The following is a 12,173-nucleotide window of genomic DNA, read 5'->3' on the forward strand; positions in this document are numbered from 1 at the left end:
AGCATCACCCAACTTCGATTTAAACTCGTATTAAATGGTGCGATCGATTGCACGCAGCGTGTCGGTGAACATTGCCGATGGGTCGATTTCCAACGCACGCGCAAGTGCGATAAATTCAATGATGTCGAGACGGCGCTCGCCACCTTCAATCTTCGCCACGTAGGATTGCGGCTTTTGCAATCGGTCTGCAACGGCCTGCTGGGTAAATCCCTTCGCCTGTCGAGCGGCAACAAGAACAGCCAAGAAATCGGCATAAGGCTCTGAATGAAGGGACTTTGTCATGTGCTCCAACCAAAAACTGGAGCATCGTGATTAATCCCACTTTCGGATTATCCCATTATAGGATATTATCATCTTTTCTAGTAACAATGATTTCGAGCGCTCCGTGGATACCTACAATTTCTGGCAGGATTTTTTTGACACGTACCAATCGCTCTCCGATTGGCTGAAGGTGCTGTGGCTGATCGTTCCGCCCGCCTTCGTGCTGGGGCTGGTGGCACTGACGCTGCGGTTCCGGCTCGCAAGCAGGCAGATGAACAGCGGTCTTGATGGCGAATTGGTCTATTCCATCCGCCGCGATGTGCAAAACCGGATCCATATCCTCAGTCACATGCCGCTTGGTGACGGCAATCCACCACTGCTCCTGTTTGACCCTGCGGGTCGTGACAAGGCGGAGCGCGACCGGGATAACGGCCAGGAGCAGCATATCGCCTGAACTTCTTGAGGGTGGACTGGCCCTGGGCGTGATATGATCCTTCCATTGTCGCGCCCGAAAAGGTATGAGCCGCGTATGTCCAGTTCCATGTCATCACTCGAAAACGCTGCAAAATACCTCTCGCCCGAAGACAAGGCGCAGTTCGTCAAGATCAAGCGCGAGATGGAAAAAGCCGGCGCTTCCAGAAAAAGCATCGAAGAGCGTTTGAACGCCTTCATCTGGGATGTGATCGAGTCCGATGATGACGAGGAAGAGGACGAATAGACATCCCTCGTTCAAGGCCTCGCGCCGCCGGATTTGATGAAATCCACGAATGCGCGCAGCGGAGCCGGCATGAGCCTGCGGCTCGGATAGTAGAGGAAGGGGCCTGAAAAAGTCTGCCACCATTCGGCGAGGACAGGCCGGAAGGCGCCGCTTTCGAGGCCTTCCGTCAAAAACTCCTCGAATGTACTGATAATGCCGAGACCTGCCAGCGCTGCACCGAGTTCCAGATCCATGGTGGAGGCAATCAACGGTCCCGTCGGGTTGACCTTCACCAGTTCCCCATTCCGCTCGAACTCCCACGGCGCAATGGCGCCGCTGGCAAAGCGGTGGCGTATGCAGGCATGCTGCAGCAGGTCCTTCGGGTGCTGCGGTTCGCCGTGCTTTTCCAGATAGGCCGGTGTTGCAACGCAGATGAAACGCTGGGTGCGCGGGCCGATGGGCACGGCGATCATGTCCTGCTCGATGCTTTCATCATAGCGGATACCCGCGTCGAAACCGGCTGCCAGCACGTCGATGAAGGTGTCGTTGGTGGTCACTTCCAGCCTGATCCCCGGATGTGCCGTGAGGAACCGGTTGACAATAGGCGGCAGGATGCAGTGGGCGACGATGGTGGGAACATTCAGCTTCAGCGTGCCGGTCGGGCTGTCGCGAAAACTGTTGAGCGCATCGAGCGCACCGGTGATTTCGCCGAGTGCCGGCGTCAGCCGTTCGAGCAGGCGTGTGCCTGCCTCCGTGGGCGTAACGCTGCGGGTGGTACGATTGAGCAGGCGCACGCCGACACGCTCTTCCAGCCGGCGGATGGCATCGCTGAGCGACGAGGCCGAGACACCGCGCAGCTTGGCGGCGCCGCGAAAGCTGCGGGCTCGCGCTACGGACACAAGCGCATCGAGATCGCTGAGATTGGGATCGTTCATTGTTCGGTTTTCCGTACAGCCCGTACATAGTATGGCGGATTATCGCACAAATGTCCTTGGTTTATAAAGAGCCAACCTGCCGCAGGAAGTGCGGCGGCAAAAGGAGTTCGACAAGATGCAAATTCGTCCATTGGGTGCAACCGGTCCGCAGGTCTCGGCATTGGGTCTGGGCTGCATGGGCATGTCCGGCATATACGGTCCCGCCGACCGTGCCGAGAGTATTGCGACCATTCACGCGGCGCTGGAAGCGGGCATCAACCTGCTCGATACCGGCGATTTCTACGGCATGGGCCATAATGAGCTGCTGATCAGCGAAGCGCTCAAGGGCACAAAGCGCGATCAGGCGATCCTCAGCGTCAAGTTCGGTGCGCAGCGCGATCCCGCTGGCGGCTGGATCGGCTTTGACGGACGGCCCGCGGCGGTGAAAACCTCGCTCGCCTATTCCCTGCAAAGGCTGGGTGTCGACTACATCGACGTCTATCGCCCGGCGCGTCTTGATCCGAATGTGCCGATCGAGGAGACGATCGGCGCCATCGCGGACATGGTGAAGGCCGGGTTTGTCCGGCATGTCGGCCTGTCGGAGGTTGGACCCGAAACCATCCGCCGCGCTGCCGCCGTCCATCCGATTGCCGATCTGCAGATCGAGTATTCGCTGATTTCGCGTGGTATCGAGGACCGTATTCTCGCTGCCTGCCGGGAACTGGGCATCGGCATCACCGCCTATGGCGTGCTGTCACGTGGCCTGATCAGCGGCCATTGGCGCAAGGATGCGGCCAGCCCGGCGGATTTCCGCGCCCACAGCCCGCGCTTTCAAGGTGAGAATGTCGACAAGAACCTGCGTCTGGTCGATGCCCTGCAGGGCATCGCCGAAGCCAGGGGTGTCACCGTTGCGCAGATCGCCATTGCTTGGGTCGCCGCGCAGGGCGATGACATCATTCCCGTTGTTGGCGCCCGCCGCCGGGATCGCCTGAGCGAAGCACTGGGCGCGCTGGATTTGACCTTGTCCGGGGATGATCTGGAGCGCATCGAGCAGGCTGTGCCGAAAGGCGCTGCTGCCGGAGAACGCTATGCCGCCGCGCAGATGGCGCATCTCGACAGTGAAACGGGCAGCCACTGATCGGCCTTCGCCGATTGGTCCTGCAAAAATCTAGTGGATGGCCGTGTGCACCCGGCCATCGTCCGGCGGAGCAAATGCGGTAGCGATGCGTGCGCCGATATAGTTCTCGATGTTTTCCACGTGGCTGATCTGCTTGCGGAAGTCCGTCAATCGCGCGCCTTCAAGATCGGTTCCGGCAGGCAGCGGTGTTGCGGTCGGGTCGTAATATTTATCGCCGATGCGCAGTTCGTAGTAGAGATGCGGGCCCGTGGAGAGGCCGGTCGAGCCGATATAGGCAATCACCTGCCCCTGGCTGACACGCTGGCCGACTTTCAGCGATGGCGGGGTTCGCGAAATATGCGAATAGGTGGTGAAGAACCCGCCATCATGCTTGATGCGGACATATTTGCCGTAGCCGGATTCCGATGAGATCAGCACCACCTCGCCATCGCCCGCCGCAAGAATGGGCGAGCCGAACGGCGCGGCGTAGTCGACGCCGTTGTGGTGCTTGCGCACTTTCAGGATCGGGTGCGTGCGCCAGGCAAAGCCATCGCCGAGCCGCCCATTCGGAACCGGGTTTTTCATCAGGGTCTTGGAGGCCGACTGGCCGTCCTCGTCGAAGAATTCCGCCTTGTTGCCGGGCGCTGCGCGGTAATGGTAAAACCGCTTGGTTTTGTCCTTCGTGTTGAAGGTCACGGCAACAGGCTCGGATTCGCCCTGTTCATTGGTGCGGAACACCAGTTCGACGGATTGGTCGAGCAGGGCCGCATCGGTCAGCTTGATGCCGTTTTCCTTGGCAAGCTGCAGAATTTGTCCCGCCATGTGGGCCGGAACATTCAGCTTTTCCAGCTGCTGCATGGCGGCGGGAAATTCCCTTTCGGCCGCCTGCGCCCGGTCGTCCCTGCGCGTATCGGGGCTGGTCGCATCGGCGCTTGCCATGTGGGCATCATGGGCGAGGCGTTCGAACTGCCGCGGGTTGCTGACACGCCGCAGGATGCCGCCATCGTCGCGCGCCAGATCGGATGGCGGGCTGTCATGCCGGAAAAGCCGCGCCATCAGCAGCCGCTCCGGCGCATCCTTGCGCGGCGCCTTTTCCAGGAGAAGCTCGATCCGCTCCGGCGACGCGCTGCTGCTGGCCGTCAGCGCCGTCTGCAGCGCCGCCCGATCCTCGTTGGTCATGTTGGCTGCGGCCAGGAGACCGCCGATGTCTCCGCCCTGGGTGGGCAGGGCAACCACCTGCTCGACAGCGGGGGCTGGCTGCACCTTGGCCGTGCTGACATTGATCGGCGTTCCGCGTACGAGAATGCGTTCTTCGCCCAAGCTCGCCAATGCCACGGGCATGGCCGTGGTTTTGGTCTTCGTGGATTTCTCCGTCAAAATGGACTGGAACGGATCGGTGCTGGCGGGCGGAAACCGCTGGGCGAGTGCGGCGGCATGGCCCGCGCCGGTCCGCGTCTGCGCTGGCTTGTTCGCGCCGATCTTGACCTGATGATAGGCGAATTTTTCCGTCGAACCGTCCGCCTGGCTTTCCAGCACCTTGGCCACCGGTACCGCCTGCACGATGGCGGGCGGGGGGAGGCGGTCGCCCTTCGGCGCGGCTTCGGGCCGCGTGCGCAGCGGTGCGGCAATGGCGGCGATGGCCACGGGCGGGCGCCGGTTCATGACGGTGAGGACACCCGCAAACATGGCGGCAGAGGCAATCCCGGCGACCAGAATGGCCGAGAGGAAGCGCGCATGGGTGAAAAGCGAAAAGCGGACAATGCGCGATATCTGGCGGATGGCGCCAAAATTATCGTCGATTGCCTGTTCGATTCTGCTTTTTGCGTTTGATCGCGTCATCAGGTCCCGTACGTCACGCTTCCATTGCGCGCGAGGCTATTGTCTAACATGGCAATATCGAGGCACGCGGAACTTTATCCCCAACAAACCGCACTGCGCCCCCTTATAAGGGCTCATTCGGCGATTGGCGAGCAATCATTTGCCGATGAATTATTTGTTCAAAGCTCCTGACATCAGGATGTCAGGAGCCCTGTTGTAGGCTGAAACAGCACCGCGGGAAATTGGACTTTCGATGAACGAGCCTTGCAATACGGCCGGAATGCCTGAATTTGAAGTCAGCGATCTTCTCGATACGGATGTCGTATCGCTGAAGAATGTCCGCTGCCACGGCCATTGCCGGCATCGCAGCGCCGAGGAATGCACATCCGCCACCCACCTCGTTTTCCCCTATCGCGGTGTCTATGTCAGGCATGTCGGCAGCGGGCAGGCGGTGGCCGATGCCAACCACGTGCTGTTCTTCAATGCGGGCGAGGGCTATCAGGTCAGCCACCCCGTCGTCGGCGGTGACTCGAGCCTGTCCATGGCGCTGCCCGAAACCGTTTTGCAGGAGCTGGCGCCGCCGTCCCTCATGAAAAAGGGCGGTATGTTCGGGTTTCGCGGCCAGCACCAGCGCATCGACCCGCGCGCGCAGGCGCTGGTGGCGCTCCTCCGGCACCATCTGGAAAACGCCAGCATCGAACCGCTGGAAGCGGAAAGCCTGCTGCTGACGCTGGTGTGCCGCAGCCTTGGTCCGCGCACCTCGCACGCGCCGCGCGCCAGCTTTGCCCGCAGCCGGCTGGCCGACCGGGTCAAGCTGCTGCTGGCGGGCGATCTCTCCCGCCGCTGGACCCTGGCGGACATTGCCTGGGAGATCGGCGGCTCGCCCGTCTATCTCACCCAGGTGTTCCAGCAGGTCGAAGGCATGCCGCTCTACCGCTATCACCTGCGCCTGCGCCTTGCCCGCGCGCTCGATCTGCTGCCGCGCTGCGATGATCTGACGGCGCTGGCGCTCGATCTCGGCTTTTCCAGCCACAGCCATTTCACCGCGGCGTTCAAACAGGCCTATGGCCGTGCGCCCAGCGCCTTTGTCCAGTCGGCGCACCCCGGAAACAGCTAAAGATCTCGATAGCAGCAAACCGCCCGCAATGGTCTCCTCTACCTGCCCGATAGGCGGGTAAAAGGAGTTGAGATCATGAGCCAGAAAACCTGTGCCGTCTGCGACGACGCGCTGGATGCGACCGTCATCGAAGTGAAGATCGGCGACCAGACCGTGGAAGTCTGCTGCGAGGAATGCGCCGGCAAGCTGCGGGAAGCCGCAGCGGGGAAGCCGTCATAAACGGGCAGCCGTTTCAGGCTGCCCGCAAGCATGTGGATACGCCGTCCGGGCGTATCCACATGCCGAGGGGGCACGGGCCCCGTTGCGCATTGATCCTGACCGGCGCCCATCGCACTAACCGGGAAACCAGAATGATGGAGGCTGAAATGGCCGATTTGACTTCACATGTCATCACCGCGATGAAGTGCCTGTCCGGCCCTCTTGCGCGACGCTGGCGCAAGGCCCGCACGCACCGGCATATCAACGAGCTTCCCGACCATATTCTTGACGATATCGGCTGGCCGGCGGCTTATATGGACCAGCGGGTCAAGGAAGACGCTCCCCCAATGGCGAAGATTATCTCAAGCAAGCAGTGTCGGAATCCCGCATAGCCAATCGTCTTCAGGACGCAGAAGCGATGGAGAACCGCCATGACGATCACCATTACCGCCTTTGAACGTTCACCCGACAAGGGCCAGGGCCTGGCGCGCGACATGCGCGTGCGCTGGGCGCTGGAAGAAGTCGGTCAGCCCTACACCACCAGACTTGTTTCATTCAGCGCGATGAAGGAGCCCGCGCATCTGGCGCTGCAGCCGTTCGGACAGATTCCGACCTATGAGGAAGACGGGCTCGCTTTGTTCGAGTCCGGCGCCATCGTCTTGCATATCGCAGAGCGCCATCCCGGCCTCCTGCCGGATGATGGGAGTGCGCGGGCGCGCGCCATCGCCTGGATGTTTGCCGCTGTCGCCACGGTGGAACCGCCGATCCTCGAGCGTCAGGTAGCCCTGTTTGCGGAGGGGGACAGGAGCTGGCGCACGGAGCGCATGCCTCTCGTCGACAACCGCATCCGCGACCGGCTCGGCGAACTCTCCGCCCGGCTGGGTGAGGCCGAGTGGCTCGACGGTGCGTTCAGCGCCGGGGACCTGATGATGGTGCACGTGCTCATCCGGCTGCGGGCATCGGGCATAGTGGCGGAGTACCCCAGCCTTGCTGCCTATGTCGCGCGCGGCGAAGCGCGCCCCGCCTACCAGCGCGCCTTCTCAGCCCAACGGGCGGTGTTCACCGCCGCATCGGATCGCGATTAGGGAGCGATAACGCCTAGGCAACTGCCTTGCGGTAGGCCGTGACGGCAAGCCAGATTGCGGAAAGCAGGAAGTAGAACGCGCCGAACGCCGCATAGGGAGCAATGTCCAGTATTGTCGGCGCAACAGTGCCGATGGATCGGCTGATCATGAACCCGCCGGCAAGGGCGGATTGCGCGCCGCTCAGGATCATCGGCCATTGCGCGCCGTAATGACGCCAGCGCTTTATCCCCGTATTCAGCTGCAGCAGACCTGAAAAGATCGCCCAGACGCCAAACACCGCCAGAACGGCATACATGCTGCTGCTCAACGCTGCGATGACGGCAATCGTCGTTATCGTGCTGACCGCGACATTCAATGCTTGGGGCGGGTTGGCTTTCAGTCCGCCATTGACACGGGCATCAACCAGATTGGCGAGGGCGTCCCATGCCGGGTAGATGACGAGCAGAACCACGGCGAGAGCGGGTTGCGCACTGAAGAGGATGGCGGCGGCAACCCATGCGACGGAGAAAATGGCGCGTGCGAAATAATAGATTCGCAGCCAGCTGGACGGGGTTGAAGGTTGGCTTTGCATTGGCAGATTCCTTGTTGCTATCTACCTACCAGTAGGAAGGTTGTGCTTGTGAGTCAACCCGGTGCTCGAACACCTCATTGTGAAAAGCGGGAGCGATGCGCGGCCTTGACATCTAGCCTACCAGAAGGTAGGCAGCGCTATGAAATCAATGGCTTCGACTTCAGAAAAAATTCTTGATATCGCGCAGTCTCTCATCGTCGCGGGAGGCTATAACGGGTTCAGCTATGCCGATATCTCGGCTGCGATCGGCATCCGGAAGGCGAGCATCCACCATCACTTTCCAACGAAGGCGGAACTGGTCGCGGTGCTGGTGGACCGTTACAGGCAGCAGGCCGAAACCGGTCTGCAAGCGCTGCGCGCGCAGGTCGCGAGCCCTGCCGAACAGTTGCAGTTCTACCTGAATTACTGGGACACATGCATTCGCGATGCCTCGCAGCCCTTCTGCGTCTGCGCGATGCTGGCTGGCGAGATGCAGATGCTGCCCGAAGAGGTCGCATCACGCGTCCGCGCGCATTTCCAAAGCCTCGCGGCATGGCTTGCGTCGGTGCTCAGCGCCGGAGCGGAGCAGGACCTGTTCCGGTTGAACGGGCGGCCCGAGGAGGAGGCCCAGATGCTGATGGCCTCGGTTCATGGGGCCATGCTCTCCGCGCGGGCTTTTGGCGATCCCGGATTGTTCATTGCCATCATCAGCACGCAGGTGGCCAAGCTGACGAAGTAGCCAGCGCAGACGGCCTCCGAGACGGCTTGCTCAGCCGCCAATACCCGCTGGGCTGCCTTGTATGCTGGCGGGTGGTTATGCGGGGGCGAGGGTTATGTCCCGTAACGCTAGAATTCTGTTGTTTTTGATTGATTGGTAAGCAGCGCCGCCGCCGTGGTTCCAAGAACCTCCGCGATCTTGGCGACGATCGTAATGGTTGGATTTCGCGTTTCCCGCTCGATGCCCGAGATATAGGTGCGGTCAATATTTGCTTGGGCTGCGAGCTCTTCCTGAGAAAGATGCAGCTGTTGTCTGCCAAGCCTGACATTGCGCGCCAGAATTCCGCGAACGTTTTCCATGCTGCGGATTGATCATGCTGTAGACAATAGTCCAACGGATTATAGTCCACAAAAATGCTTCCGCTTTCAGTCTGTTGACTATATTCTACATACGGTCCTGTGTCCGAGGATGGCAAATGTTGGATATGATTTTCCAAGGTATAGCTTTGTTTCTGCTGATCTTCTGCGGCGGTCAGGTTGTGATTTTCATTGGCCTCATCCTGTGGGTCGTTTGGATAGACGCTATTAAGCCGAGAATGATCCCGAAGACTGAGATCGACAGCATGGCAGGTGACATTATTGCCAGCTCCGCCGACCCGGAACGTGAGGCTTTCGCCCGTCATGAGCGCGCGTGGTATCGCAGCGAGGGTGCGGAGCAGACTTATTGGTGGCGTGTGCGGAAGGTAATTAGGACGCGTCTGGCGCAGTCTTGAAGCCGCTTCCCTGAACCGAACCGAGGATCCCATCATAACCAGTTATATTCTGCAATCATCTCAGACGGTTGGATATTGGTGCGCCAGACACGCGGAATGAATCCTGAATATCACGGACTAAGAGTTCGGGCTGTTCAAGCGCGGCGAAATGGCCGCCTTTCGCCATATCTGTCCATCGCCGCACATCGAATACGCGCTCGACCCATGATCGCGGTGGAGTTGGCAGTTCCTTCGGGAAATGTGCGAACGACATCGGCACGCTTACGTTTGAAACATCCGGAAACGAAAAAGGCTGCAACCGATTTTCCTTGTACATGCGAAGGGACGAGTCGATGGTGTTTCCAAACCAGTAAATCGATACATTCGTCAGTAACACATCTGCAGATATCACCGTCTCTAGGTCGCCGCCACAGTCGGACCAGCTCGCGAACTTTTCGGTTATCCAACCCAGCAGACCGACCGGGCTGTCTGACAAGGAGAACGAGAGCGTCTGCGGCTTGGTCGCCTGTAGCTGTGAATAGGCACCCTCCATGCTCGCGAACTTTGTGGCCCAGTCCAGAAACTGCTGCTCCTCACTTGTAATGGCCGGATAATCCGCCCCCAATGGCGGCCGAAAACTTCCGGGAATGTAATTCAAGTGGATTCCTTCGACGGAGTCCGGATAGAGAGCACCAAGCCAGGCCGATACTCCCGCTCCGATATCGCCACCTTGCGCAAAGTATCGCTTATAGCCAAGTTGAAGCATCAGCTTCTGCCAAAGTCCGGCAACCCGCCGGGCATTCAATCCAGGTTGCCTTGGCGCTGCTGAGAAGCCGAAGCCGGGGAGCGAAGGCACCACAACGTCAAATGCGTCGCGCGGGTCACCTCCGTGCGAGCCCGGGTCCGTCAACAATGGTATCACTCGTTCGAACTCTACGAACGACCCCGGCCAGCCATGTGTCAATATAAGGGGCCGCGCATTCGGTCCCGCGCCCTTTTTATGGATGAAATGAATGTCTTGCCCATCGATATCGACGGTGAATTGGGGCAGCTCGTTCAATTGCGCCTCCCTTGCGCGCCAATCAAACTCGTCCGACCAATGTGTTGCAAGCTTTTGAACGAGTGCGAGGCTCACCCCATCCTCGTCCCCGTTCTGAAATATCGAGCCGGGCCAGCGCGTTTGGCGCAGCCGTGTTTTTAGGTCGTCGATCTGTTCGTCGGCGATACTGATCTGGAAGGGCTTCATGTAGCGGTTCCTTCAATAATGTGTTTTGTACTTCCACATTCCGCTACGTGTCGGCGGCTACCGTTTCATGCGTACTCGGGGCTAGCCTGTCAATGATCGAGCCGGAGCGGCATCATCAGCTTTTTTCGATTTGCCATAGATGCCATATTTTTTTGGTAATCACCTAAGAGATCTGCGTAGTCGGTCGTGGTGATCAACTTGGCATCAGCCAACCGCTCACAAGGACAGTAGGACGCTCTTCTCCTTCTCAAGCGCCCGACGAGCCGCCGGCCGCTCAATCAGACGGTCTTTCAGGGCCATGAGATTGGTCAGGTCGCTGATCGGCAGCCCAAGATCGCGTCCCCATGAGAAGAACACCAGGGCGTATGGATCAGCGACAGTGAAATGACTACCCATCATCCACGTACGGCCTTCCATGATGCGGTCCATTTCCTGGAGGTGGTCCCAATAGTTCTCCTTGCTTTTCGCCTTTACAGCTGCAAACAGGCCCCGGTCCGATACCACCTGTTCGGGATGATAGAACTTCGTGAATGTGGGATGGACGGTACCGGAGAGCCAGGCACAGGTCGCAATTGTCTGCGCCCGTTCAAACGGATCTCTGCCGAGGAGCGCTTGATCGGGAAATGCACTCCCGATCCAGCCGAGAATGGCAGTGGATTCCAGCAGAACCTGACCATCGTCGAAGCGAAGTGCCGGCACCTTTGCCCGCGGGTTAATCTCCCGGTACTCAGGTTTGAACTGTTCGCCTGTTAGGATGTTTACCTTCTTTAACTCAAAGGCGGCTCCCGCCTCTTCCAATGCGACGTGGGAAGCCATCGAGCAGGCATGGGGAAAGTAATAAAGTGTCAACATGTGGAGTAATCCTTATTTTAACCGGATGTGCCAATCACTGCATCGTTCTATCGGCGCGGCGGTAAGCCTCTAAGCTAGAACTTGGCTCGCTCCACATTCCGCCGTGGCTCTTGCCGCCTGCACAATCGTCATGGCGATGGCTTCGGGTTGGGTCATGTAGATCGCATGGCTGCCGGCGACTTCAACGACGCGCGCGCCGGCCGACTCTGCCATCCTGCGTTGAAGACTGGGGTGGACAAGTCTGTCGTCTGTGGCGACCACATACCAGCTGGGTTTCACGCGCCACGCGGCGGCAGTGACCTTGCCCGCCATCGATGCGATGGCCCAAGGCTTAAGCGCCGCTGCCATGAAGCTGCTCGTTTCGGGAGAAAGATCCTGGCCGAAGACTTCAGGAAATTTGGAGGTGTCAAACAGGAGGTAGCCATCCCCGGTCGGCAGGAAGGGTGGTTTCGATCCGCCCGGTGCATGATTGGCCGTCAACGTCTGGACCGACTCTCCCGCATCAGCGACGAATGCAGCGACATACACCAGGGCAACGACCTTCGGGTCATTGCCCGCTTCCGAGATGACGACGCCCCCGTAGGAGTGGCCAACAAGGATCACGCTACCAGGCGCTGCCGCGATCGCACGCCGCGTATTGGCAACATCATCCTCCAGCGACCGGATGGCGTTCTGCACGACGACGACGCGATAACCGTCGCGGTTCAGTCTATCGTGTACCGCTCGCCAACCCGAACCATCCACAAACGCCCCATGCACCAGCACGATAGTTGTGCCAGGCGCGGCCGCTTTAATATCTCCTTGCATGGAAGTCATGTGGTTATGTGAAAACTCAGCCTGCGCCACGAT

Annotated in this window: 17 protein-coding genes; 9 read left to right on the plus strand and 8 right to left on the minus strand. The window is 59.6% G+C overall.

What is annotated here, in order from left to right; genetic code table 11:
• Positions 1 to 30 precede the first annotated feature (30 nt).
• Entirely contained in the window at positions 31 to 282 is a 252-nt protein-coding gene (locus ACZ5FP_RS05445; RefSeq protein WP_464662603.1) for a helix-turn-helix domain-containing protein, read from the minus strand.
• 103 nt (positions 283 to 385) lie between these two features.
• Between ACZ5FP_RS05445 and ACZ5FP_RS05450 the strand changes: the two genes are divergently transcribed.
• Both ACZ5FP_RS05450 and ACZ5FP_RS05455 read left to right on the plus strand, forming a co-directional pair.
• Entirely contained in the window at positions 386 to 715 is a 330-nt protein-coding gene (locus ACZ5FP_RS05450; RefSeq protein WP_464662605.1) for a hypothetical protein, read from the plus strand.
• Positions 716 to 790: 75 nt separating this feature from the next.
• Entirely contained in the window at positions 791 to 979 is a 189-nt protein-coding gene (locus ACZ5FP_RS05455) for a hypothetical protein (protein ID WP_130268630.1), read from the plus strand.
• A gap of 11 nt (positions 980 to 990) precedes the next feature.
• Here ACZ5FP_RS05455 and ACZ5FP_RS05460 read toward each other — a convergent pair whose 3' ends face one another.
• Positions 991 to 1,893, minus strand: coding sequence for a LysR family transcriptional regulator (locus ACZ5FP_RS05460; protein WP_464662607.1), 903 nt, complete (start codon positions 1,891 to 1,893; stop codon positions 991 to 993).
• A gap of 115 nt (positions 1,894 to 2,008) precedes the next feature.
• Between ACZ5FP_RS05460 and ACZ5FP_RS05465 the strand changes: the two genes are divergently transcribed.
• Positions 2,009 to 3,010 carry an aldo/keto reductase gene (locus tag ACZ5FP_RS05465; protein WP_464662609.1) on the plus strand — a complete coding sequence of 334 codons (1,002 nt, stop codon included), beginning with the start codon at positions 2,009 to 2,011 and terminating at the stop codon, positions 3,008 to 3,010.
• Between the two features lie 30 nt (positions 3,011 to 3,040).
• On the opposite strand, the gene ACZ5FP_RS05470 is transcribed toward ACZ5FP_RS05465, so the two are convergent.
• A complete protein-coding gene (locus ACZ5FP_RS05470) occupies positions 3,041 to 4,828 on the minus strand; it encodes a M23 family metallopeptidase (protein ID WP_464662610.1) in 1,788 nt (595 codons plus the stop codon).
• Positions 4,829 to 5,087: 259 nt separating this feature from the next.
• On the opposite strand from ACZ5FP_RS05470, the gene ACZ5FP_RS05475 reads away from it, so the two are divergent.
• The 4 genes from ACZ5FP_RS05475 to ACZ5FP_RS05490 all read left to right on the plus strand — a co-directional run bounded on the left by ACZ5FP_RS05475 (position 5,088) and on the right by ACZ5FP_RS05490 (position 7,207).
• Entirely contained in the window at positions 5,088 to 5,924 is an 837-nt protein-coding gene (locus ACZ5FP_RS05475; RefSeq protein ID WP_464662612.1) for a helix-turn-helix domain-containing protein, read from the plus strand.
• Positions 5,925 to 5,999: 75 nt separating this feature from the next.
• Positions 6,000 to 6,143 (plus strand): hypothetical protein, encoded by a 144-nt coding sequence (locus ACZ5FP_RS05480; protein ID WP_464662613.1) that lies wholly within the window; start codon positions 6,000 to 6,002, stop codon positions 6,141 to 6,143.
• A gap of 131 nt (positions 6,144 to 6,274) precedes the next feature.
• The gene (locus ACZ5FP_RS05485; protein WP_464662615.1) at positions 6,275 to 6,514 is read left to right on the plus strand and encodes a DUF1127 domain-containing protein; all 240 of its coding nucleotides are present in this window, start codon (positions 6,275 to 6,277) and stop codon (positions 6,512 to 6,514) included.
• A gap of 39 nt (positions 6,515 to 6,553) precedes the next feature.
• Positions 6,554 to 7,207 carry a glutathione S-transferase family protein gene (locus tag ACZ5FP_RS05490; protein WP_464662617.1) on the plus strand — a complete coding sequence of 218 codons (654 nt, stop codon included), beginning with the start codon at positions 6,554 to 6,556 and terminating at the stop codon, positions 7,205 to 7,207.
• 13 nt (positions 7,208 to 7,220) lie between these two features.
• Here the strand turns inward: ACZ5FP_RS05490 and ACZ5FP_RS05495 are convergent, their stop codons facing one another.
• On the minus strand, positions 7,221 to 7,778 hold the full coding sequence (locus ACZ5FP_RS05495; protein WP_464662618.1) for a DUF308 domain-containing protein: 558 nt from the start codon (positions 7,776 to 7,778) through the stop codon (positions 7,221 to 7,223).
• Between the two features lie 139 nt (positions 7,779 to 7,917).
• On the opposite strand from ACZ5FP_RS05495, the gene ACZ5FP_RS05500 reads away from it, so the two are divergent.
• Complete coding sequence (locus tag ACZ5FP_RS05500) at positions 7,918 to 8,496, plus strand: TetR/AcrR family transcriptional regulator (RefSeq protein ID WP_464662620.1); 579 nt, start codon at positions 7,918 to 7,920, stop codon at positions 8,494 to 8,496.
• Between the two features lie 107 nt (positions 8,497 to 8,603).
• Here ACZ5FP_RS05500 and ACZ5FP_RS05505 read toward each other — a convergent pair whose 3' ends face one another.
• Positions 8,604 to 8,834 (minus strand): helix-turn-helix domain-containing protein, encoded by a 231-nt coding sequence (locus ACZ5FP_RS05505; RefSeq protein ID WP_288191711.1) that lies wholly within the window; start codon positions 8,832 to 8,834, stop codon positions 8,604 to 8,606.
• Between the two features lie 116 nt (positions 8,835 to 8,950).
• Here ACZ5FP_RS05505 and ACZ5FP_RS05510 point away from each other — a divergent pair, with 116 nt between their 5' ends.
• On the plus strand, positions 8,951 to 9,247 hold the full coding sequence (locus ACZ5FP_RS05510; protein WP_464662621.1) for a hypothetical protein: 297 nt from the start codon (positions 8,951 to 8,953) through the stop codon (positions 9,245 to 9,247).
• Between the two features lie 55 nt (positions 9,248 to 9,302).
• On the opposite strand, the gene ACZ5FP_RS05515 is transcribed toward ACZ5FP_RS05510, so the two are convergent.
• From ACZ5FP_RS05515 to ACZ5FP_RS05525, 3 genes are all read right to left on the minus strand, one after another.
• On the minus strand, positions 9,303 to 10,472 hold the full coding sequence (locus tag ACZ5FP_RS05515; protein ID WP_464662622.1) for an epoxide hydrolase family protein: 1,170 nt from the start codon (positions 10,470 to 10,472) through the stop codon (positions 9,303 to 9,305).
• A 216-nt stretch (positions 10,473 to 10,688) separates the two neighbouring features.
• Positions 10,689 to 11,324 (minus strand): glutathione S-transferase family protein, encoded by a 636-nt coding sequence (locus ACZ5FP_RS05520; protein ID WP_464662624.1) that lies wholly within the window; start codon positions 11,322 to 11,324, stop codon positions 10,689 to 10,691.
• Between the two features lie 69 nt (positions 11,325 to 11,393).
• On the minus strand, positions 11,394 to 12,170 hold the full coding sequence (locus ACZ5FP_RS05525) for an alpha/beta fold hydrolase (protein ID WP_464662626.1): 777 nt from the start codon (positions 12,168 to 12,170) through the stop codon (positions 11,394 to 11,396).
• Positions 12,171 to 12,173 lie beyond the last annotated feature (3 nt).

This window comes from Phyllobacterium sp. T2-21 (assembly GCF_055378485.1).